Source organism: Bradyrhizobium sp. (genome assembly GCF_049586575.1).
GTDB lineage: Bacteria > Pseudomonadota > Alphaproteobacteria > Rhizobiales > Xanthobacteraceae > Bradyrhizobium.
On the sequence record NZ_JBAVCF010000367.1, the window covers coordinates 1 to 20794 of the forward strand.

Sequence of the window (20794 nt, forward strand, 5' to 3'; positions counted from 1 at the left end):
CCAAAGGGTTCAACGGCGTCTGGTCATCCCGGAACGGCGCATAGGACACGCATTCCAGCTTGTTCGCCGCATCGATCGGTGCGCGCGCCAGCGTGGCCGGGTCGGCGAGCCACCACCAGACCGAGGCAATGATCGTCAGAGAGATGAGGAGAAGCGCCAGCGGCGCGCGAACGGCAATTGGTTCTATCCTCCGGAAAGCTTGTCGATTATGGTCCGGCCGTCAGCGCGGTCGGCTGGCGGGGTCGAATGCCACACCAGATCGTGATAGCAAATTGTCCTCACCAATAAAGGCCGTCCCGTTCAACAACAAGTGACGTGATGTTTTTCAACGGACTCTCCCGGCGACGGTTTGCAAAATTGGCAGTCTGGTCAGCTCTTGGAATTTCGACCGAATCCGCGAAAGCCGCCAGGAGCACCTCTAGTGCAGCGATCGAACGTTCGAAGAGTCGCCTTGCCACGTTCCCGCCCCACTTTCTATGGGGGACAGCGACATCAGCCTATCAAATCGAGGGCGCTGTCAATGAAGACGGTCGCGGCCCGTCGATCTGGGATCGTTTCGTTCACGTCAAGGGCAAGATAGTCGACCAGAGCACCGCTGACGTCGCGAACGATCATTACCATCGCTACAAAGAAGACGTTCAGCTCATCAAGGAGCTCGGAGCCAAGGCGTATCGTTTTTCGATCGCCTGGCCTCGCGTGTTTCCGGAAGGAACGGGAACGCCAAATCCAAAGGGCCTGGATTTCTACAACCGGCTTCTGGACGAGTTATTGGCCAACGGCATTGAACCGTTTGCGACGCTGTATCATTGGGACCTGCCGCAGGCGCTTCAGGATCGTTACGGCGGCTGGAGGTCGCGCGACACGTCGCAGGCCTTTGCGGATTATGCCGGATATGTCGCCCGGCATATCAGCGATCGTGTGAAGTCCATCTTCACCATCAATGAATGCGCGAGGCTTGTGCAGGCCGGCTTCGGCATGGGTATCGATGCGCCGGGCCTTACCTTGCCCCAAAAGGAAATAAACCAGGTCCGCCATCACGTGGCGCTGGGTCATGGTCTTGCGGTGCAGGCAGTCCGGGCGAATGGGCGAAGCGGGACGAAGGTCGGCCCAGCCGAAAATATCGAGGTTTGCATTCCGGCAATCGAGACACCGGCCAACGTCCGTGCGGCGGAAATCGCCACGCGCGAACTCAACGCCGGCTACCTGACCGCGATACTGGAAGGAAAATACACTGACGGATTTTTGGCTTATGCCGGCGCCAATGCTCCGAAGTTCACGCCGGAAGACCTCAAGGCGATTTCATCGCCGATCGATTTTGTCGGGCTCAACATATATGTGCCCCATCATTACGTCGTGGCCGGCGAGAATGGCAACGACTTTGCCTTGCTGCCGTTCGCGGCAACGTTTCCGCATATGGATTCGAACTGGCTCAGGATCGGCCCCGAGGCGATGTATTGGGCGCCGCGTTATGTCGCGAAACTCTGGAATGTGAAATCGATCTATATCACCGAGAATGGAACGTCCGCGGCGGACCAGGTGAGCCCGGACGGCAAGATCTACGATGTCGATCGCATCATGTATCTGCGCAGCTATCTGGCGCAGTTGAACCGCGCAACCTCGGAAGGCGTGCCGGTGCGGGGATATTTCGTCTGGAGCCTGATGGATAATTTCGAATGGGGAGACGGCTACGAAAAGCGCTTCGGGCTGTACCGCGTCGACTTCCAAACGCAGCGGCGCACGCCAAAGCTTTCCGCCTCGTTCTATCGCGAGGTGATCAAGCGGAATGCGGTAGTGTGATCCGCTCGTGCGGCGGTCACAATCTCTATTCGACAAAGGGCTTCGAGAGAAATATGGAGCCCTTCAGTCCGTATCGCCAGGGCAACTCGACCGCCTTTGTAAGGCCGATCCGCACGCCCGCGACGATGTTGGGATTGGCGGTGCGCGCGTAGAGCGCTATCGGGGGAACGTCGAGCGCCAATCCATTATGGGCGTGAGTGATACCGAGTGCTTCCGTCAGCTTGCCGGGACCCGAGCACAACAATCGTTCGTCGTGGAGGCCACGCCGGCGCCGCATCGCCGGGATGCCATGGGTCGGTTCCAGAGCGCGGATAAGGACTGCGCTCGCCGAGCCGGCTTTTTCGCAAACGAAATTGACGCACCAGTGGATGCCGTAGGAGCGGTAGACATAGGCAAAGCCGGCCGGTCCGAACATCACGGCGTTCCGTGGCGTCGGCCCGCGGTAGGAATGTGCCGCCGGCTCGGTGTGGTGATAGGCCTCGACTTCGACGATGATGCCGCCGACGCCATCGACCAGCAGTGTTGTGCCGATCAGCGCCGGTGCGACCTCGAGAACATTGCGGTTAAAGAAGGCTTTCCGAAGCGGTTTACCGAGTTTTGGGCTGCTTCTAACGGGATTTTGGGCCATGGGACGGCATGCTAGGAGACCGCATCGGCCAAAGCGAGCGGTTGCGGTTCTTGGTCCACCGGATTAGCTAGATAAGACGTAAGCTCGGATTCCCTTATGGTCGTTATCGTCGATACCGTTTCCGCCACGCCGGTTCGCCCGCGCCACCCCGAAAAGGTGAACCGCCCGGACGCGCTGTCGCCGCCGAAACCGGACTGGATCCGCGTCCGCGCGCCGACCACGCGCGGCTATGCCGACACCCGCAACATCGTCAAGGAAAACGGCCTTGTCACGGTCTGCGAGGAGGCAGGCTGCCCTAACATCGGCGAGTGCTGGGACAAGAAACACGCCACCTTCATGATCATGGGCGACACCTGCACCCGGGCGTGTGCGTTCTGCAACGTCAAGACGGGAATGCCGGGGGCGCTGGATCCCGCCGAGCCGCAATACGTCGCCGAAGCCACTTTCAAGCTTGGGCTGAAGCACGTCGTGGTCACTTCCGTGGACCGCGACGATCTCGCCGACGGCGGTGCCCAGCATTTCGCAGACACCATCCGCGCCATTCGCGCGCGCTGCCCGGAGACAACCATCGAAATCCTCACGCCCGACTTCCTGCGCAAGGACGGGGCGCTTGAGGTCGTGGTCGCGGCGAAACCCGATGTGTTCAACCACAATCTGGAAACGGTGCCGTCGCAATATCTCAGCGTTCGGCCGGGCGCGCGCTATTTCCATTCGATCCGACTGCTGCAACGGGTGAAGGAAATCGATCCAGCCATCTTCACCAAATCGGGCATCATGGTCGGCCTCGGCGAGGAGCGCCACGAGATATTGCAGGTGATGGATGATCTTCGCTCGGCGGAGGTGGATTTTCTTACCGTCGGCCAATATTTGCAGCCGACGCGAAAGCATCACGCCGTGATGCGTTATGTGACGCCGGATGAGTTCGCCGGTTATGAGAAGGTCGCCTATACCAAGGGATTCCTGATGGTATCGGCGAGCCCGCTGACCCGCTCATCCCACCACGCCGGCGAAGATTTTGCGAAGTTGCAGGTGGCGCGCGCAGCCATTACGCGATAAGGCAATGCCGAGCTTTTCCAACAAACGCCGGGTGCCTCACAGCGCATCCGAGATGTTCGATCTGGTCGCCGACGTCGAGCGCTATCCTGAATTCGTCCCGCTGTGCCAATCGTTGAGAATCCGGCAACGGACGCCAGGGGATGATGGCATCGAGGTGATCGTGGCCGACATGACGGTCTCGTTCAAGCTCGTGAAGGAGTCCTTTACCAGCGAGGTGGCGCTCGACCGTCCCAATCTGAAGATTACGGTGCGCTATTTGCGCGGTCCGTTCTCCAATCTCGAAAATCGCTGGACGTTCGAGCCAAAGGGCGAAAAGGCCTGCGATGTCGGCTTTTTCATCGCCTACGAATTCAAGAGCCGGATGCTCGCTCTGCTGATGGGCGCGATGTTCGATGCTGCTTTCGCGCGATTTTCGGCGGCCTTCGAGAAGCGGGCGGACGTGGTGTATGGCAAAGCGAGGTGATTTTCTCAGTTCGTCATGACCGGGCATAGCCGTTCGAAGAACGGCGTCGCTTCGGCTCGCCTATGCCTGTCCATCCAGGCCAAACCCGGATCAGGCCATTCGTATTTGGCCGAGTTGAAACTGCCAGTGGTTGTCATTCCTGCGAGCGGCCGTATAAGCTGGCGCCGGGAGGAGGTCATCCGTGGAGACAGATGGCCGAGAAGATCATGTTCGAAGGACACGATCCCTATCTCGTCGCGCTCTCGGTGGTGATCGCGATTCTGGGAGGTTATACTGGCTTCGGCCTTGCTGCGCGTATTCGCGGCACGTCGAATGCCAGTCATCGTCTGCTGCTCGCAGGTGCAACCTTCTTTCTGTCCGTCGGTATCTGGACGATGCATTTTGTCGGCATGTTGGCGGCGCCTTTGCCGGCCGATTCTGTTTACCTGGTGCTCCCGACGATCGTGTCATTTCTGATGTGCGCGCTCGTCGTCGGAATATCGCTGTTCTTTGTCAGTATCGGATCGCCCTCGATGCTGCGTGTGGCCTCGTCGGCCGCATTGCTGGGACTCGGCATCGTCAGCATGCACTATGTCGGTATGTATGGTCTCGCCGGTAACTTTGCGATGACCCACCTGACCGGAATGGTCGCGCTCTCGGTTGTGATCGCGATTGCGGCGGCCTATGGCGGGTTGCGGGTATTCCTGGCGCGACAGGGTGGTTTGCAGCTGCTGCTGAGCGCGATCGCGTTTGGCGTTGCCGTATCGGGCATGCACTACACCGCGATGGCGGGCATGAAAGTTGCCCCGCCTGCTGCGGGCGGCCACCACCATATGGAGGGTCTGGTGGCGTCGCCGCAGACCCTGTCACTGGTCGTTGCGCTCCTCTGCTTCGTGATCGCGGCCGGGTTTCTGCTGTCGCTGGTGCCGGACTCGCGGAGAACGGCTTCGGCCGGCGTCAAGGAAATGACCGACACGCCGGTCGCTGAGGCTGGCGTGGTTCCGACTGCCCCGAGGTTGCGGCCCGTGCCGCTTGGCGGCGTCGGCCAGCCTCCGCACGCCGCGCCCGCGCCCCGACTGCCGGTCGAAGGCGCTGACGGCACACATTTTATCGACACCACCGAGGTACGAAGCGTCCGGGCCGACGCACATTATACCAAGATCCATGACGGGATCCGGGAGCGGATGTGCCCGTGGTCGATCTCGGAAGCCGAGGCGCACCTCGATCCCAGCCTGTTTCTTCGGGTGCACCGTAGCCATATCGTTGCGCTTTCCCATGTGACCTTTGTCCGCAAGGAGGGCGATGGCGCGATCGTTGAACTGGACGGCCAATCGCCGCATCGGGTTCCGGTCAGCCGCGCCAAAATCGCTGAAGTGAAGGTCCGGCTCGGGCTCGCCCACCGGACGGTATGAGCTCTGGGGACAAATTAGGGCGCGGACCCTGACGCATTTCGTGCGCGCAGGCCGCATTTCGTGCGAATTTTCGGCTTCCGTGTCGCTCCTGTTGCGGGGTAATCCACCCCGGCGACAGCATTCCCCCAACGTCCGCAGGCCCCGTAAGGGCAATACAGGACGAGATGGAGGAGACGATGATCCCTGGTCCGTTCAGCTATCACCGGCCTGCCACGGTCGCCGATGCGGTGAAATTGCTATCGACCCTGGGCGACGATGCGCGCCCACTCGCCGGCGGCCATAGCCTGGTCCCGATGATGAAGCTCCGGCTGGCGACGCCCGAGCATTTAGTTGATTTACATGGCATATCCGGACTGAAGGGCATTGTCCGCGACGGCGACAAGATCGTCATCGGCGCCATGACCACGCAACACGAACTGCTGGCCTCCGGGGAGATCGCGAAGTCCATCCCCGTCCTTCATGAGGCCGCACTACTGATCGCTGATCCGCAGGTGCGCTACCGTGGCACGGTCGGCGGCAATGTCGCCAACGGCGATCCCGGCAACGACATGCCGGCATTGATGCTGACGCTGGGCGCGAGCTATCGCCTCGAAGGACCAGGCGGCAGCCGCGAGGTTGCGGCGGCCGACTATTATCAGGGCGCGTATTTCACGGCGATCGAGCCGGGCGAACTCCTGACCGCGGTCTCCGTGCCTGTCCCTCCGGCCGGCCATGGCTATGCTTACGAGAAACTGAAGCGAAAGGTCGGTGACTACGCGACGGCCGCAGCCGCAGTGGTGCTCACGATGGCGAGCGGCAAGGTCGCTTCTTGCGCGATCGGCCTGACTAATCTGCACGAAACGCCGTTGTTCGCGACCGACGCCGCCAAAACGGTGATCGGAACGAGCCTTGATGCGGCGACGCTGAAGAAAGCCGCGGCGGCCGCGGAGGCGATCATGTCGCCTGCTGCGGATGCCCGCGGGCCGGTCGAATATCGCAAGCATGTCGGTGGCATCATGGTGGCGCGGGCGCTGCAACGCGCCGCTTCGCTCACGAAATGAGGGAGAGGGAACAATGGCAAAGACCCACGTAACCATGAAAGTGAACGGCGCCGAGGTCGAAGGCCTCGTCGAACCGCGCACGCTGCTGGTGCATTTCCTGCGCGAAAACCTCTCGCTCACCGGCACCCATATTGGCTGCGAGACCACCCATTGTGGCGCCTGCACCATCGATCTCGACGGCATGTCGGTAAAGAGCTGCACCATGTTCGCGGTCCAGGCCCAAGGCTCCGAAATCATCACCATCGAGGGCGTGGCGAATGCCGACGGCACGCTGTCGGCCTTGCAGGAAGGTTTTCGCATGATGCACGGGTTGCAATGCGGCTTCTGTACTTCCGGCATGATCGTGCGCGCACAGCGACTGCTCCAGGAGAACCCACGGCCATCGGAAGAAGAAATCCGGATGGGCATCTCGGGCAACATCTGCCGCTGTACCGGCTACCAGAACATCGTGAGGTCAATCCAGTACGCCGCCGACAAGATCAATGGCGTTGAATTCAAGGAGGCCGCGGAATGAACGACCTGACTCCCACGCGGGAACAACGTACCGCCGCCCTCGAAGGCATGGGCTGCAAGCGCAAGCGCGTCGAGGATGTCCGCTTCACGCAAGGCAAGGGCAATTACGTCGACGACGTCAAACTTCCGGGCATGCTGCACGGCGACTTTGTCAGATCGCCGCATGCCCATGCGCGGGTGAAGTCGATCAACAGCGAAGAGGCGCTGAAGGTGCCGGGTGTGCTGGCCGTCATCACCGCCGAGACGCTGAAGACTGTCAACCTCGCCTGGATGCCGACCTTGGCCGGCGACGTACAGATGGTTTTGGCCGACGGCAAGGTGCTGTTCCAGAATCAGGAGGTCGCGTTTGTGGTCGCCGCCGACCGCTATGCCGCCGACGACGGCATCAACAAGGTGGTGGTCGAATACGAGCCGCTGCCGGTGGTGATCGATCCGTTCAAGGCGATGGACAAAGACGCACCGGTGCTTCGCGAGGATCTCGCCGGCAAGACATCCGGCGCGCACGGGCCGCGCAAGCACCATAACCATATCTTCGAATGGACCGTCGGCGACAAGGACCTGACCGACGCCGCATTCCGCAAGGCGGAGGTCACGGTCAAGGAAATGATCTCCTATCACCGCACCCATCCGTCACCGCTGGAAACCTGCCAGTGCGTCTGCTCATTCGACAAGATCAAGGGCGAGCTGACGATCTGGGGCACTTTCCAGGCGCCGCATGTGATCCGTACCGTGGTGGCGCTGATCGCAAAATTGCCGGAACAGAAGATCCACGTGATTTCACCCGACGTCGGCGGCGGTTTCGGCAACAAGGTCGGCGCCTATCCCGGCTATATCTGTGCCGCGGTGGCTTCGATCGTTACCGGAAAACCCGTCAAATGGGTCGAGGACCGCATCGAGAACCTGACCGCGACGTCCTTTGCGCGCGATTACCACATGACGACCGAAATCGCCGCGACCAAAGAGGGCAAGGTCACCGGTCTTCGCGTTCACGTGCTCGCCGATCACGGCGCGTTCGACGCCTGCGCCGATCCGTCGAAATGGCCCGCGGGCTTTTTCAACATCGTCACCGGCTCCTACGATTTCCCGACCGCGCATCTGTCGGTGGACGGCATCTACACCAACAAGGCGCCGGGCGGCGTCGCCTATCGTTGCTCGTTCCGCGTTACCGAGGCCGCTTACTGCATTGAGCGCGGCATGGACATCCTGGCCCAGAAACTCGGGATGGATCCGGCCGAACTGCGGCTGAAGAACTTCATCAGGAAGGAGCAGTTTCCATATCACTCGGCGTTAGGTTGGGAATACGATTCCGGCGATTACCACACCGCCATGCGCAAGATGATGGATACGGTCAACTATGCCGGTTTGCGCAGCGAGCAGGCGGCAATGCGCGCGGCCTTCAAGCGCGGCGAGACCCGCGAGATCATGGGCCTCGGCGTTTCCTTCTTCACCGAAATCGTCGGCGCCGGTCCCTCGAAGAATTGCGACATTCTGGGAATTGCGATGTTCGATTCCTGTGAGATCAGGCTGCATCCCACCGGCGCGGGTATTGCCCGGGTCGGCTCGAAAAGCACCGGCCAGGGTCACGAGACCACCTGGGCGCAGATCATCGCAACCGAGATTGGCCTGCCCGCCGACAACATCATGGTCGAGGAAGGCAATACCGATACCGCGCCCTACGGGCTCGGCACCTACGGTTCACGCTCGACGCCGGTGGCGGGCGCCGCGATCGCCATGGCCGCACGCAAGATCAAGGCCAAGGCGCAGATGATCGCCGCCTATAAGCTCGAGGTCCACGAGGACGATCTCGAATGGGACATCGACGGTTTTCGCGTCAAAGGCCTGCCCGAGAAGACGATGTCGATGAAGGACATCTGCTGGGCGGCCTATAATTCGGTGCCACCCGGGATGGAGCCCGGCCTGGAGGCGGTGAGTTATTACGATCCGCCCAACATGACCTATCCGTTCGGCGCCTATATCTGCGTCATGAACATCGACGTCGATACCGGGGTCTACAAGATCAGGCGCTTCTATGCGCTCGACGATTGCGGCACCCGCATCAACCCGATGATCATCGAGGGCCAGGTGCATGGCGGACTGACCGAGGCCTTTGCCATCGCGATGGGCCAGGAGATTCGTTACGACCCCGAGGGCAACGTGGTCACCGGCTCGTTCATGGATTTCTTCATGCCCACGGCCGTGGAGACGCCTCACTGGGAGACCGACTTCACCGTGACGCCGTCGCCGCATCATCCGATCGGCGCCAAGGGCGTCGGCGAGAGCCCGAATGTCGGCGGCGTGCCGGCGTTCTCCAATGCGGTCAACGACGCATTCTCGTTCCTGGGCTCGACGCACATCCAGATGCCGCATGACTACTGGCGCAACTGGGTGGCCGCCAAGAACCTCGGGGTGCTGGCTGCCTGATGAAGACGCGTGACGAGATCGCCCAAGCGCTTGGCGCGGCAGGCTACGTCGCCGATGGCGAACTGGCGACGGCGATCTCGTTGATGCAGTTGTTGCGGCGTCCGCTTTTACTGGAAGGTGAGGCGGGTGTCGGCAAGACCGAGGTTGCCAAGGCGCTTGCCACGGTGCACGGCACCGAATTGATCCGCCTGCAATGCTATGAAGGGCTCGACCAGTCGGCGGCGCTTTATGAGTGGAATTACCAGCGCCAATTGCTCTCGATCCAGGCGCATCATGGTGCCGACGCGGATGCGGTAGAGGACCGAATCTTTTCGGAGAAATATCTTCTGGAACGGCCGCTGCTCGCGGCGATCCGCCGCGACAAGCCGCCCGTGCTGCTGATCGACGAGGTCGACCGCGCCGATGACGAGTTCGAGGCATTTCTGCTGGAGCTGCTTTCGGACTTCCAGATATCGATTCCGGAACTCGGCACGATCAGGGCTACGTCGATTCCTCATGTCGTCCTGACGTCGAACGGCACGCGGGAGCTGTCGGATGCCTTGCGCCGCCGTTGTCTCTACCACTATGTCGACTATCCCGACGCCGAGCGTGAGGCGCGCATCATCATGGCGCGCATCGATGGCGCTGGCGCTTCGCTGTCGCTGCAGATCGCGCGGATGGTCGAGGGCATCCGCAAGGAAGAGCTGCGAAAGGTGCCGGGTGTCGCAGAGACACTGGACTGGGCGGCGGCGCTGGTCGGGCTCGACGTCAAGGATCTGCATGATGCGCCAGAGACCGTGCACGAGACGCTGATGTGCCTGCTCAAGACGCAGGAGGATCGGGCGCGGGTGACGCGCGAGGTCAGCGAACGTCTGTTGGGGAGGGTCGCATGAGTTGTTGCGGCGTGTCTCCCGACATAGAAGACATCAACGAACTGTCCCGCCTGGTCTCAAGCAAGCTTGCGGCGTTCCTGCGGACCTTGCGTGACAGTGGCTTTGCCGTTGGTCTTGCCGAAGGCCGGGATGCTGCCGCCCTGATGGCCGCCGGTTATGCGGCGCGGCCGGGCCTGCTCCGAACGGCCTTCAAACATCTGTTCTCTGCGCGAAAATCTGACTGGGAGAAGTTCGACGGCATTTTCGATGCCTTCTGGCTCGGGAAGCGGGCGCGGTCGCGTTCGGTCACTACCGGCGCTGCGAAGACGGCGAACAATCCTTCGCTGAAAAACCTGCCGAGCACCTCCGCCGAACCCCGTGCCGACGGCAATACGGCGACCGATCAAATCCCTTCCACCGAGGGCGCTGACAATGATCGTTCAGGCGAGGGACAAATGGAGGGCGCTTCACGTGCGGAGAATATCGCCGAAACCGATTTTCGCAACCTGGCCGATTCCGAGCAGATCAAGCAGGCGCATCTTGCCGCGGCGCGATTGGCCCGTGCGATGCGTACGCGCCTGACACGGCGCGATCTGGCGCGGCGGCGCGGTTATCGGATCGATCTGCGCCGTACCATTCATGGCAATATCAGCCATGGCGGCGTGCCGATCAACCTCGTCCACCGGCAGCGCAAGCAGAAGCCCTTGCGGCTCGTGGTGTTGCTCGACGCTTCCGGTTCGATGAGCATGTATACCGGCATCTTTCTGCGCTTCATTCACGGCGTGCTCGACGAATTTCGCGAAGCCGAAGCGTTCCTGTTCCACACGAGGCTGGCTCACGTCTCGGACGCCATGAAGGAAAGAGATGCTGGCCGCGCACTCGATCGTCTCTCGATCATGGCCCAGGGCGCCGGCGGAGGAACGCGAATCGGCGAGAGTCTGCAAACCTTCAATCGCTGGCATGCCTCGCGCGTGATCCATTCGCGCACCTGCGTGATGATTGTTTCCGACGGCTATGAGACAGGCGATGTCGCGTTGCTCGGCCGCGAGATGGCGGCGCTCGGCCGCCGCTGCCGCCGCATTGTCTGGCTCAATCCGATGATGGGATGGCAGGGTTACACGCCCGAGGCGCGCGGCATCAAGGCGGCGCTGCCATATATCGATCTCTATGCGAGCGCGAATACGTTGCAGAGCTTGACCGCGCTTGAGCCCTATCTCGGGAGGCTTTGAGATGGGCGCGCATGTCGAGGTGATGGATCTGGTCGCGCAGATGAAGGCCGCTGAGGAGGTCTTCGTGCTGGCGACGGTGGTGCGCACCGTATCGGTGACCGCGGCCAAGGCCGGCGCGAAAGCCATCATTCGGCCCGATGGCACCATCGTTGCGGGGTGGATCGGCGGCGGCTGCGCCAAAGGCGCGGTGCTAAAGGCGGCGCGCGAGGCGCTCGCCGACGGTGAGCCGCGCATGGTCTCGGTTCAGCCGGAAAAGCTGCTGGCCGAGCTCGGCGTCAAGCCCGGCGAGACACGGGAGGGCGTGCGCTTCGCCTCGAACATGTGCCCGAGCAAGGGCACCATGGATATTTTTGTGGAGCCGGTTTTGCCGCACCCATCGCTTGTCATTCTCGGGGCTAGCCCGGTTGCGCTGTCGTTGGCCGCGCAGGCGCGTCAGCTCGGCTATCACGTGGCGCTGGCGGTGCCTGCGGCCGACCTGACGACGACCCCGGATGCAGATGTCGTCATCGACGGCTTCGAGCTTCGCTATCTCAACAATGCTCGCCGCTTCGTGGTCGTATCGACCCAAGGCAAAGGCGATGAGGCTGCGCTAAAGCAGGCGCTTGCGATCGAGGCGACCTACCACGCCTTTGTCGGCAGCAAGCGCAAGATGGCCGCGTTGCGCGACAAGCTGATCGTGACCGGGCTCGATCCCGCCGCGATCGACCGTGTCAAAGCGCCGGCTGGGCTCGACCTCGGAGCCATCACGCCTGAGGAAATTGCCATGTCCATTCTCGCCGAAATAACCGTCGAGCGGCGGCGAGGGCAACGCGATACGAATTTTGGTTCAAGGAGTTAAAACAACAATATGCAAATGAATGAGAGCCAACGCATTTCGGCTTCGAAACAAAGAGTGTGGGACGCCTTGAACAATCCCGACGTCCTCAGGCGTTGCATTCCCGGTTGCCAGTCCCTGGAGATGTCGGCGTCGAACGAGATGACAGCAACCGTCGTGATCAAGGTCGGACCCGTGAAAGCAACTTTCGGAGGCAAGCTGACGCTGTCCGACTTTGACCCTCCAAGCAGCTATCTCATCTCTGGCGGGGGAAACGGGGGATTGCCGGGTTTGCGAAAGGCAGTGTGGCGGTGAAGTTAAGCGAGGAAGGGCCGGATACGAAGACTAGCCCCGCGGCGGTCGTCGCCTCTTCACCGCATGCCGACGTGGACTTCGTGCCACGCGCGGGCGAACGCGGCTGACGGCAGCGCGTTTTGGCTTCACCGCTTTCGGCCCGCGGGCCATCTCCATCAACATGCGCAGCGCCTCGACAACGGAGCGTTGCCGCACCGCGCTGCGGCCGATTGCGCCGAAGCGGCACTCGCGATGCGAGATGCGCCCGTCGCGCGCGGCCACCGCGAAGTGTACGAGGCCGACCGGCTTGCCGCGCACAGCGCCGCCAGGACCGGCGATTCCCGTAATCGAGACCGCCAGATCGACGCCGGTCCGTTCCAGCGCGCCGACCGCCATTTGCGTGGCGGTTTCCTTGCTGACGGCCCCAAAAGTCGCAAGTGTGTCGGCTTCGACGCCCAGCATCGCGCGCTTGGCGTCGTTGGAGTAGGTCACAAAGCCGCGGTCGATGACGTCAGAAGAACCGGGGATGTCGGTCAACGCGCCCGCGACGAGGCCGCCCGTGCAGGATTCCGCGGTGGCGATCGTCAGCTTGCGGCTGCGGCACAGATCGAGCAGTGAGCGGGCGAGGGCGCTGCTTGAACCGGTTTGACGTTCGCTAGCCATCTGCCGCGTTTCCTCAAGCGAAGGTCAAACAGAAACGGGTCCCTTGTCGTCCCAGGGCAGGCGGATGGTGGCGCAGGCGGTCGCCGCAATACCTTCCTCGCGCCCGGTAAAGCCGAGACGCTCGCTCGTGGTGGCCTTCACGGCGACGCGCGAAATATCGAGCCCCGTGATTTCGGCGATCCGCGCGCGCATCTGATCGCGCAAGGGGCCGATCTTCGGACGCTCGCAGATCAGCGTGACTTCCAGATTGGCAATGCGGCCGCCGCGCGCCGCGACGCGCGCGACCGCGTATTTCAGGAATTTGTCGGAAGCCGCGCCCTTCCATTTCATGTCGCTGGGCGGAAAGTGAGAGCCGATATCGCCATCCGCGAGCGCGCCGAGAATAGCATCGACCAGCGCATGCAGGCCGACATCGCCGTCGGAATGGGCGAGAAAGCCTTTGGTGTGCGGCACGCGAATGCCGCAAATCATCAGGTGATCGCCATCGCCAAAGGCGTGAACGTCGTAACCGGTGCCGCTCCTGATATCGCCGAGCAGGCTCGCCAGGCGGGCTTCCTCGCGCACGAAATCTTCCGGGGTGGTGAGTTTCATATTGGCAGCATCGCCTTCAAAGGTCGCAACCGTCAATCCCGTCCATTCGGCGAGTGCTGCATCGTCGGTGAAATCATGGCGTTCTTCGCGCGCGGCGCGACGATGTGCCTCGAGGATGGCGTCGAAGTGGAACGACTGAGGGGTCTGGGCGATCCGCAACCGCGCGCGCTCCGGCGTTGCTTCGATGTGGCCGTTGCTGTCGATAAGTTTGATCGTGTCAGTGACGGGAATGGCGGGGATGGCGGCGCCGGTTGCGAGGGCCGCGTCGATGGCGCGAGAAATCAGGGCATGAGAAACAAACGGCCGAGCCGCATCGTGAATGAGCACGATGTCCGGCCTCGCGGAGACTAGCGCTTCCAGGCCGGCGCGCACCGAGGCCTGGCGTGTCGCGCCGCCCTTGGTCGGGGGGGCGTGTTGCAGCCCGCGAACCGCGTCATCGAAGGCTGCGGAATCGTCAGGGTTCACCACCGGCTGTACGACGGATACCTGAGGGTGCGAACTGAACGGCTCTAGTGCGCGATAGATCACGGTTTGGCCGCCGATCGAGCGATATTGCTTGGGGCCGCCCGCGCCGGCGCGAAGGCCGCGTCCTGCGGCGACGAGGATGGCGGCAGTCCGCGGCGGATTCGGCATGGGTTTCGTCAGTCGATCGGAGTTGAAGATCCAGCAGGTCGCTGGGGCTCTGCCCTTATCATGCTAGTGGCGCGAAGACAGGCGATTCCTGCAGGTTGGGCATAAATCGCGATAGTTTGTTGCAGTGCACTTGCAAGATTATCTGAATTGTCTAAAGTGTAGGCATAAAACTTGACTGCACAAGATTTGTGCCTAACAATCGGCTCCGGCGGTCATGCCTCCGTCAGAAGCAATGAGAAACCCGTGAGCAGTTCCGCAACCTTTCGCCTTAAACCATTGAAAATAGGTGATATTCAAGTCACGAATCGGGTTTTTTTGGCGCCCATGTCGGGCGTGACTGACGCGCCGTTCCGGCGATTGGCCGCTTCTCTGGGGGCTGGGCTGGTCGTATCCGAGATGACGGCGAGTGGCGATCTCGTCAACGGCAGGCCGATGTCGCAACTGCGGTGCGAGGCCACCGGTGTCGGTCCACACGTGGTTCAACTCGCGGGCTGCGAGACGAGGTGGATGGCGGAAGGGGCTCGGATTGCTGAGGCCACGGGCGCCGATGTTATCGACATCAATATGGGCTGCCCGGCGCGTCACGTGACCGGCGGGCAATCCGGTTCGGCATTGATGCGCGATCTCGATCACGCCGTTCGATTGATCGAGGCCACCGTTGCGGCGGTGAAGGCGCCGGTGACGCTGAAGATGCGACTCGGCTGGGACGAGCGGTCGCTGAATGCGCCGGAGTTGGCGCGCCGCGCAGAGTTGGCCGGCGTGCAACTGATTTCCGTGCACGGCCGGACACGCTGCCAGTTCTACAAAGGCGAAGCCGATTGGCGCGCGGTGCGGGCCGTGAAAGACGCAATCCAAATCCCGCTCGTGGTCAATGGTGACATCAAGTCTTTCGACAAGGCGGTCGCCGCGATCGAAGCATCGGGTGCCGACGCCGTGATGGTCGGCCGCGGCGCGCAAGGCCAACCGTGGTTACCCGGTCAGATCGGCCGGCGGCTTGAGACCGGCGTCACTGAGGCCGCGCCGTCTCTCTTGGCGCAGCTTTCACATGTCCGCACGCTCTATGACGAGATTTGCCGTCACTATGGTTTGCGCATCGGTCTGCGTCACGCCCGCAAGCATCTCGGTTGGGCGCTCGAAGTCGCGGCCAACTGTAGCCGGGCGCCAGCAGCGGTGTTGAAGGACTGGCGCGGCAGAATTCTGACGTCGGAAAATCCGCAACAGGTTGATCAATCGCTTCAAGATGCGTTCGATGATTTTGCGTGGAGCGCGGCCGCATGACCTCGACCGCCGAACACCGCCAGCCGATGCCATCAGGTGCGGAAATCATCCTCAATGCGCTGCCGAATCCCGTGCTGCTGGTTGGCCCCGATGGGCGGATCGTGGACGCCAACATGGCGGCTGAATCGTTTTTCGAGATTTCCGCCCAATTCCTGCAACGGCATTCGCTGAAGGAACTGGTCCCCTTTGGAAGCCCCTTGCTGGCGCTGATCGACCAGGTTCGTTCCACGAACGCGCCTGTCAACGAATACAAGGTCGATCTTGGTACGCCGCGCATGGGAGGCGATCGCCAGGTCGACCTTCATGTCGCGCCCGTCGCCGAGCGTCCCGGCCATATCGTCGTGATGCTTCAGGAGCGCAGCATTGCCGACAAGATGGACCGGCAATTGACGCACCGAAGCGCGGCGCGCTCGGTCATCGCACTGGCGGCGATGCTGGCTCATGAGATCAAGAATCCGTTGTCGGGAATTCGCGGCGCGGCGCAATTGCTTGAGCAGGCGGCGTCGCCGGAAGATCGTACGCTGACGCGGCTGATCTGCGACGAGGCAGACCGTATCGTCACGCTGGTCGACCGGATGGAAGTATTCGGCGACGATCGGCCGGTGGCGCGCGGTCCGGTCAACATCCATTCGGTGCTGGATCACGTCAAACGGTTGGCGCAATCCGGCTTTGCGCGCAACGTTCGCTTTGTCGAAGACTACGATCCGTCGCTGCCGCCGGTGCTCGCCAACCAGGATCAGCTGATCCAGGTTTTCCTCAATCTGGTGAAGAACGCCGCCGAAGCGACGGCCGACCTCGGCAACGAAGCCGAAATCCAGCTGACCACCGCATTCCGTCCCGGCGTGAGGCTCTCGGTGCCGGGAAAGAAATCGCGGGTCTCTCTGCCGCTTGAGTTCTGCGTGCGCGACAACGGCCCCGGCGTGCCGGACGATCTGTTGCCGAACCTGTTCGATCCCTTTGTCACGACCAAACCCACGGGGAGTGGGCTTGGGCTCGCGCTGGTCGCCAAGATTGTCGGCGATCACGGCGGTATTATCGAGTGCGAATCCCAACCAAGAAAAACAACCTTCCGTGTGCTTTTGCCGATGTTCAATTCCACCAAGAAACTTGACCCAAGTGACCGCGATGACATTGCCGGGACGTCGTTGCAGAACACAAGATGAGGACTGACGATGCCCGCAGGTAGCATTCTCGTAGCGGACGACGACACCGCTATCCGGACCGTGCTCAACCAGGCGCTGTCGCGCGCCGGATATGAGGTGAGGCTGACCGGAAACGCCGCCACCTTGTGGCGCTGGATAAGCCAGGGCGAGGGCGATCTCGTCATCACCGACGTGGTGATGCCTGACGAGAACGCGTTCGATCTCTTGCCGCGGATCAAGAAGATGCGGCCTAATCTTCCCGTGATCGTGATGAGTGCCCAGAACACCTTCATGACCGCGATCCGGGCTTCCGAACGCGGGGCGTACGAATATTTACCGAAGCCGTTCGACCTGAAGGAATTGATCGCCATCGTCGGCCGCGCGCTGGCGGAGCCGAAGGAGCGGGTGGCGAGCGCCCCCGACGATGCAGAGTTCGACGCAATCCCGCTGGTTGGCCGCTCTCCGGCCATGCAGGAAATCTACCGCGTGCTGGCGCGCCTGATGCAGACTGACCTCACGGTGATGATCTCCGGCGAATCCGGCACCGGCAAGGAACTCGTGGCGCGCGCGCTGCACGACTACGGTAAACGGCGGAACGGGCCGTTCGTGGCAGTCAATATGGCGGCTATTCCGCGCGACCTGATCGAGTCGGAATTGTTCGGCCACGAGCGCGGCGCCTTCACCGGCGCCAACACGCGCGCTTCGGGCCGGTTCGAACAGGCCGAAGGCGGAACGCTGTTTTTGGACGAAATCGGCGATATGCCGATGGAAGCGCAGACGCGATTACTGAGGGTGCTTCAGCAGGGGGAATACACCACCGTCGGCGGCCGCACGCCGATCAAAACCGATGTGCGCATCGTGGCCGCCAGCAACAAGGATCTGCGTATCCTGATTCAGCAGGGGCTGTTCCGGGAAGACCTGTTCTTCCGCCTCAACGTGGTGCCGCTACGGCTGCCTCCCTTGCGCGAGCGGATCGAGGATCTGCCCGATCTAATTCGTCATTTCTTCGCGCTCGCCGAGAAGGACGGATTGCCGCCAAAGAAACTCGATACGCTGGCGCTCGATCGGATGAAGCAGCACCGCTGGCCGGGCAACGTGCGTGAGCTCGAAAACCTGGCGCGCAGGCTTGCGGCGCTGTATCCGCAGGACGTCATCACGGCCTCTGTCATCGACGGCGAACTGGCCCCGCCGGCCGTGGCTTCTGGCGGCAGTATGCAGCAGGGCATCGATAATCTCGGTGGTGCGGTCGAAGCCTATTTGTCCTCGCACTTCTCCGGTTTTCCCAACGGCGTGCCACCGCCGGGCCTCTACCATCGCATCCTCAAGGAGATCGAGGTGCCGCTGCTCACGGCAGCGCTCGCGGCGACCCGCGGCAATCAAATTCGGGCGGCCGACCTCTTGGGTCTTAACCGTAATACGCTGAGAAAGAAGATCAGGGACCTCGACATTCAGGTCTATCGAACCGGTAATTAAATATTCAAAAGTCGTTATAGCGACCTGATTTGTCAGGGGATTCCTCCGGCGCACCGCGTTTAGCGCCGTGGAATTGTCGCAATTTGGCAACAATGTGGTATGAATGCATCAGTTCGCCGCATGCGCGCGGACGCTCAAGCCTCCATTTCATTGTTTGCCGGAATGACCAGCGTAGACACCTCGGCCGCACAGTTCGACCCGTCTCTCGTTGAGCCAAAGGGGCGCTCCCTGATGCGGCTGCTGGCGCCGATTGCCATTGGCCTGGCGCTCGTATCGGCGCTTCTCACCTTTGTGGTGCTGACGGGCCTGACGCGTGTCGAGCCGACCCGTGAAGTCGCGGTGTCCTTCATCCTGATGAATGGCGCCACCATCCTGGTGCTGGTCGGCATCATCTTCCGCGAAGTCTGGCAGGTGATGCAGGCACGGCGCCGCGGCCGGGCAGCGGCACGGCTTCATGTTCAGGTGGTCAGCCTGTTCTCGATCATGACGGTGCTGCCGGCCGTGCTGGTGGCGATCGTCGCCAATGTTACAATCGAACGCGGCCTCGACCGGTTGTTTTCCGGCCCAACGCGCCAGGTGATCCAGAATTCGCAGAGCATCGCGCGGGCCTATTTGAACGAGCACGCTCAGCTCATTCGCGGCGATATCATAGGAATGGCGAATGATATCGCCCATGCCCGGCCGCTCTTTGATCAGGATCGTCAATCTTTCCGCGAGTTTCTGACGACGAGCGCGACGTCGCGTAATCTGCCTGGGGCTATGTTGATCGACAAGGATCGTCACGTCCTGGAAAGCGCTGAGACCGGTGTTCCGTTGGCATTCGCGGCGCCGCCGGCGGGCTTCTTGAACAACGTCAACGAGAATGAACCCGAAATCGCGGTTCTCCCCGAAGAGAACTATGTCGCGGCCTTGATTCGTCTGCGCGCCTTTCACGATACGTTTCTTTATGTGGCGCGTCAGCTCGATCCGCGCGTCGTCGAGCAAGTCAAGCAGACCGATGCCAGTGTGGCCGAATATGCGGTGATGGAGTCGCGCCGCCTCGGCGTTCAGGTCAACTTCGCGCTGATCTTTGCCGTGATTGCATTGACCATCCTGATGGCGTCGATTTTGCTGGGTCTGAATTTCGCGAATTCGCTGGTCACCCCGATCCGTAGGCTGATGGGCGCCGCGAACCTGGTTTCGACCGGCGACCTTCATGTCCAGGTTCCCGTCCATCGCTCGGAAGGCGATCTGGCGCAGCTTGGCGAAACCTTCAACAAGATGACTCAGGAGTTGCGCACCCAGCGCGATGAATTGGTCAATGCAAGTGACCTGATCGACAGCCGGCGGCGTTTCATCGAAGCGGTATTGTCGTCTGCTAGCGCCGGTATCATCGGCGTCGATGCCTCGGGAAGCGTCGGCATCCTCAACCGCTCGGCGGAAAAGCTGATTGGTCATGCAGAATCGGAAACGCTGGATCATCCGTTGTCGGACGTTCTGCCCGAACTCGACGATATGATGAAAACGGCCCGGGAGAGCACCCAGCGTTTGGTGCAGGGCCAGATCACGATCAACCGCGACGGCCAGGAGCGCATTCTTTCGGTGCGTGTCACCGCCGAGCAGACCAGCCAGACCCGCGACAGCTACATCATTACCCTCGACGACATCACCGAGTTGGTCTCGGCGCAACGAACCTCGGCCTGGGCCGACGTCGCTCGCAGGATTGCGCACGAAATCAAAAATCCGCTGACGCCGATTCAGCTCTCGGCCGAACGCATCCGCCGCAAATTCGGCAAATCAATCACCGAAGACAAGGCGGTGTTCGAACAGTGTACCGAAACGATCGTGCGGCAGGTCGATGACATCCGGCGGATGGTCGATGAATTCTCGCGCTTTGCGCGGATGCCAAAGCCCGTAATCGAGGGAGAAGACGTCGCCGACACCGTGCGTCAGGCCGTGTTCCTGATGCGGGTCGGTCATCCCGATGTCGATATCGAAGCCGATATCAAGGAAGAGCCGCTGCGTGCGAAGTTCGATCGCCGGCTGATTTCCCAGGCACTGACCAATATCATCAAGAACGCCACTGAGGCGATCGAAGCCGTACCGGCGGGAGAACTGGGGCGGGGCCGTATTGACGTCATCGCTACACGCGAAAACGACGACATCGTGATTGACGTGATCGACAATGGAATTGGCCTGCCCAAGGTGAGCCGCGCACGCCTGCTCGAACCCTATGTGACGACACGCGAGAAGGGCACCGGCCTGGGGTTAGCGATTGTCGGTCGTGTTCTGGAGGACCATGGAGGCCGGATCGAGCTCCATGATGCATCCGAGATGCGGCCGGGCGCTCGGGGCGCATGGATGCGGCTGCGATTTGCGATATCGGGCCAGGCCGCGACGGCGGAAGCCGCCGGGACAGTCGAAACCGCGCAGCCGGCCGCTGAAACAAAGTCGGCCAATGAAGAAACCAACGGGCCGCAAGAAACGACTAATGAAAAAACTAAAATCGAAGCCGCAACAGGCAACTGATACGGGCGC

The 20794-nt window shown here is 61.6% G+C and carries 18 protein-coding genes and 1 pseudogene; 15 read left to right on the forward strand and 4 right to left on the reverse strand.

What is annotated here, in order from left to right; all coding sequences use genetic code 11:
- A pseudogene (locus WB528_RS14175) lies at nt 1-187 on the reverse strand (beta-(1-6) glucans synthase); the annotation flags it as partial.
- Between the two features lie 131 nt (nt 188-318).
- On the opposite strand from WB528_RS14175, the gene WB528_RS14180 reads away from it, so the two are divergent.
- Nucleotides 319-1797 carry a GH1 family beta-glucosidase gene (locus WB528_RS14180; protein WP_423889042.1) on the forward strand — a complete coding sequence of 493 codons (1479 nt, stop codon included), beginning with the start codon at nt 319-321 and terminating at the stop codon, nt 1795-1797.
- Nucleotides 1798-1822: 25 nt separating this feature from the next.
- Here WB528_RS14180 and WB528_RS14185 read toward each other — a convergent pair whose 3' ends face one another.
- Nucleotides 1823-2425, reverse strand: a complete 603-nt coding sequence (locus WB528_RS14185; protein WP_423889043.1) for a DNA-3-methyladenine glycosylase — start codon at nt 2423-2425, stop codon at nt 1823-1825.
- 96 nt (nt 2426-2521) lie between these two features.
- On the opposite strand from WB528_RS14185, the gene lipA reads away from it, so the two are divergent.
- The 10 genes from lipA (at nt 2522) to WB528_RS14235 (ending at nt 12518) form a co-directional block, all read left to right on the forward strand.
- Entirely contained in the window at nt 2522-3481 is a 960-nt protein-coding gene (gene lipA / locus WB528_RS14190) for a lipoyl synthase (protein WP_423889044.1), read from the forward strand.
- 4 nt (nt 3482-3485) lie between these two features.
- Nucleotides 3486-3944 (forward strand): type II toxin-antitoxin system RatA family toxin, encoded by a 459-nt coding sequence (locus WB528_RS14195; protein ID WP_423889045.1) that lies wholly within the window; start codon nt 3486-3488, stop codon nt 3942-3944.
- Nucleotides 3945-4150: 206 nt separating this feature from the next.
- Nucleotides 4151-5335 (forward strand): MHYT domain-containing protein, encoded by a 1185-nt coding sequence (locus WB528_RS14200; RefSeq protein ID WP_423889068.1) that lies wholly within the window; start codon nt 4151-4153, stop codon nt 5333-5335.
- Between the two features lie 176 nt (nt 5336-5511).
- Entirely contained in the window at nt 5512-6375 is an 864-nt protein-coding gene (locus WB528_RS14205) for an FAD binding domain-containing protein (protein ID WP_423889046.1), read from the forward strand.
- A 13-nt stretch (nt 6376-6388) separates the two neighbouring features.
- On the forward strand, nt 6389-6889 hold the full coding sequence (locus WB528_RS14210; protein WP_423889047.1) for a (2Fe-2S)-binding protein: 501 nt from the start codon (nt 6389-6391) through the stop codon (nt 6887-6889).
- Nucleotides 6886-9309, forward strand: a complete 2424-nt coding sequence (locus WB528_RS14215; protein ID WP_423889048.1) for an aerobic carbon-monoxide dehydrogenase large subunit — start codon at nt 6886-6888, stop codon at nt 9307-9309. Before WB528_RS14210 ends, WB528_RS14215 begins: the two co-directional genes overlap by 4 nt.
- Nucleotides 9309-10181 carry an AAA family ATPase gene (locus WB528_RS14220; RefSeq protein WP_423889049.1) on the forward strand — a complete coding sequence of 291 codons (873 nt, stop codon included), beginning with the start codon at nt 9309-9311 and terminating at the stop codon, nt 10179-10181. The genes WB528_RS14215 and WB528_RS14220 overlap by 1 nt, the downstream gene beginning before the upstream one ends.
- Nucleotides 10178-11389, forward strand: coding sequence for a vWA domain-containing protein (locus tag WB528_RS14225; protein WP_423889050.1), 1212 nt, complete (start codon nt 10178-10180; stop codon nt 11387-11389). The genes WB528_RS14220 and WB528_RS14225 overlap by 4 nt, the downstream gene beginning before the upstream one ends.
- A gap of 1 nt (nt 11390) precedes the next feature.
- Nucleotides 11391-12227: an XdhC family protein gene (locus tag WB528_RS14230; protein WP_423889051.1), complete on the forward strand. Its 837-nt coding sequence runs from the start codon at nt 11391-11393 to the stop codon at nt 12225-12227.
- A gap of 15 nt (nt 12228-12242) precedes the next feature.
- A complete protein-coding gene (locus tag WB528_RS14235) occupies nt 12243-12518 on the forward strand; it encodes an SRPBCC domain-containing protein (RefSeq protein ID WP_423889052.1) in 276 nt (91 codons plus the stop codon).
- A gap of 30 nt (nt 12519-12548) precedes the next feature.
- Here WB528_RS14235 and WB528_RS14240 read toward each other — a convergent pair whose 3' ends face one another.
- Nucleotides 12549-13160: a CinA family protein gene (locus WB528_RS14240; protein WP_423889053.1), complete on the reverse strand. Its 612-nt coding sequence runs from the start codon at nt 13158-13160 to the stop codon at nt 12549-12551.
- Nucleotides 13161-13184: 24 nt separating this feature from the next.
- Nucleotides 13185-14384, reverse strand: a complete 1200-nt coding sequence (locus WB528_RS14245) for a bifunctional 2-C-methyl-D-erythritol 4-phosphate cytidylyltransferase/2-C-methyl-D-erythritol 2,4-cyclodiphosphate synthase (RefSeq protein ID WP_423889054.1) — start codon at nt 14382-14384, stop codon at nt 13185-13187.
- Between the two features lie 276 nt (nt 14385-14660).
- Between WB528_RS14245 and dusB the strand changes: the two genes are divergently transcribed.
- From dusB to WB528_RS14265, 4 genes are all read left to right on the forward strand, one after another.
- Complete coding sequence (dusB, locus tag WB528_RS14250) at nt 14661-15662, forward strand: tRNA dihydrouridine synthase DusB (RefSeq protein ID WP_423889069.1); 1002 nt, start codon at nt 14661-14663, stop codon at nt 15660-15662.
- Nucleotides 15659-16825 carry a two-component system sensor histidine kinase NtrB gene (locus tag WB528_RS14255; RefSeq protein WP_423889055.1) on the forward strand — a complete coding sequence of 389 codons (1167 nt, stop codon included), beginning with the start codon at nt 15659-15661 and terminating at the stop codon, nt 16823-16825. Before dusB ends, WB528_RS14255 begins: the two co-directional genes overlap by 4 nt.
- A gap of 9 nt (nt 16826-16834) precedes the next feature.
- On the forward strand, nt 16835-18277 hold the full coding sequence (gene ntrC, locus WB528_RS14260; RefSeq protein ID WP_423889056.1) for a nitrogen regulation protein NR(I): 1443 nt from the start codon (nt 16835-16837) through the stop codon (nt 18275-18277).
- A 162-nt stretch (nt 18278-18439) separates the two neighbouring features.
- On the forward strand, nt 18440-20785 hold the full coding sequence (locus WB528_RS14265; RefSeq protein WP_423889070.1) for an ATP-binding protein: 2346 nt from the start codon (nt 18440-18442) through the stop codon (nt 20783-20785).
- The last annotated feature ends 9 nt before the right edge of the window (nt 20786-20794 follow it).

Excerpts from the sequence above, each read along its gene's own strand:
- WB528_RS14235 (WP_423889052.1), top strand. The coding sequence starts at position 12,243 with ATGAATGAGAGCCAACGCATTTCGGCTTCGAAACAAAGAGTGTGGGAC.
- ntrC (WP_423889056.1), top strand. The coding sequence starts at position 16,835 with ATGCCCGCAGGTAGCATTCTCGTAGCGGACGACGACACCGCTATCCGG.
- WB528_RS14230 (WP_423889051.1), top strand. The coding sequence starts at position 11,391 with ATGGGCGCGCATGTCGAGGTGATGGATCTGGTCGCGCAGATGAAGGCC.
- WB528_RS14225 (WP_423889050.1), top strand. The coding sequence starts at position 10,178 with ATGAGTTGTTGCGGCGTGTCTCCCGACATAGAAGACATCAACGAACTG.
- WB528_RS14210 (WP_423889047.1), top strand. The coding sequence starts at position 6,389 with ATGGCAAAGACCCACGTAACCATGAAAGTGAACGGCGCCGAGGTCGAA.
- WB528_RS14265 (WP_423889070.1), top strand. The coding sequence starts at position 18,440 with ATGACCAGCGTAGACACCTCGGCCGCACAGTTCGACCCGTCTCTCGTT.
- WB528_RS14245 (WP_423889054.1), bottom strand. The coding sequence starts at position 14,384 with ATGCCGAATCCGCCGCGGACTGCCGCCATCCTCGTCGCCGCAGGACGC.
- WB528_RS14255 (WP_423889055.1), top strand. The coding sequence starts at position 15,659 with ATGACCTCGACCGCCGAACACCGCCAGCCGATGCCATCAGGTGCGGAA.
- WB528_RS14185 (WP_423889043.1), bottom strand. The coding sequence starts at position 2,425 with ATGGCCCAAAATCCCGTTAGAAGCAGCCCAAAACTCGGTAAACCGCTT.
- WB528_RS14240 (WP_423889053.1), bottom strand. The coding sequence starts at position 13,160 with ATGGCTAGCGAACGTCAAACCGGTTCAAGCAGCGCCCTCGCCCGCTCA.
- lipA (WP_423889044.1), top strand. The coding sequence starts at position 2,522 with ATGGTCGTTATCGTCGATACCGTTTCCGCCACGCCGGTTCGCCCGCGC.
- WB528_RS14205 (WP_423889046.1), top strand. The coding sequence starts at position 5,512 with ATGATCCCTGGTCCGTTCAGCTATCACCGGCCTGCCACGGTCGCCGAT.
- WB528_RS14220 (WP_423889049.1), top strand. The coding sequence starts at position 9,309 with ATGAAGACGCGTGACGAGATCGCCCAAGCGCTTGGCGCGGCAGGCTAC.
- WB528_RS14180 (WP_423889042.1), top strand. The coding sequence starts at position 319 with ATGTTTTTCAACGGACTCTCCCGGCGACGGTTTGCAAAATTGGCAGTC.
- WB528_RS14200 (WP_423889068.1), top strand. The coding sequence starts at position 4,151 with ATGTTCGAAGGACACGATCCCTATCTCGTCGCGCTCTCGGTGGTGATC.
- WB528_RS14195 (WP_423889045.1), top strand. The coding sequence starts at position 3,486 with ATGCCGAGCTTTTCCAACAAACGCCGGGTGCCTCACAGCGCATCCGAG.
- WB528_RS14215 (WP_423889048.1), top strand. The coding sequence starts at position 6,886 with ATGAACGACCTGACTCCCACGCGGGAACAACGTACCGCCGCCCTCGAA.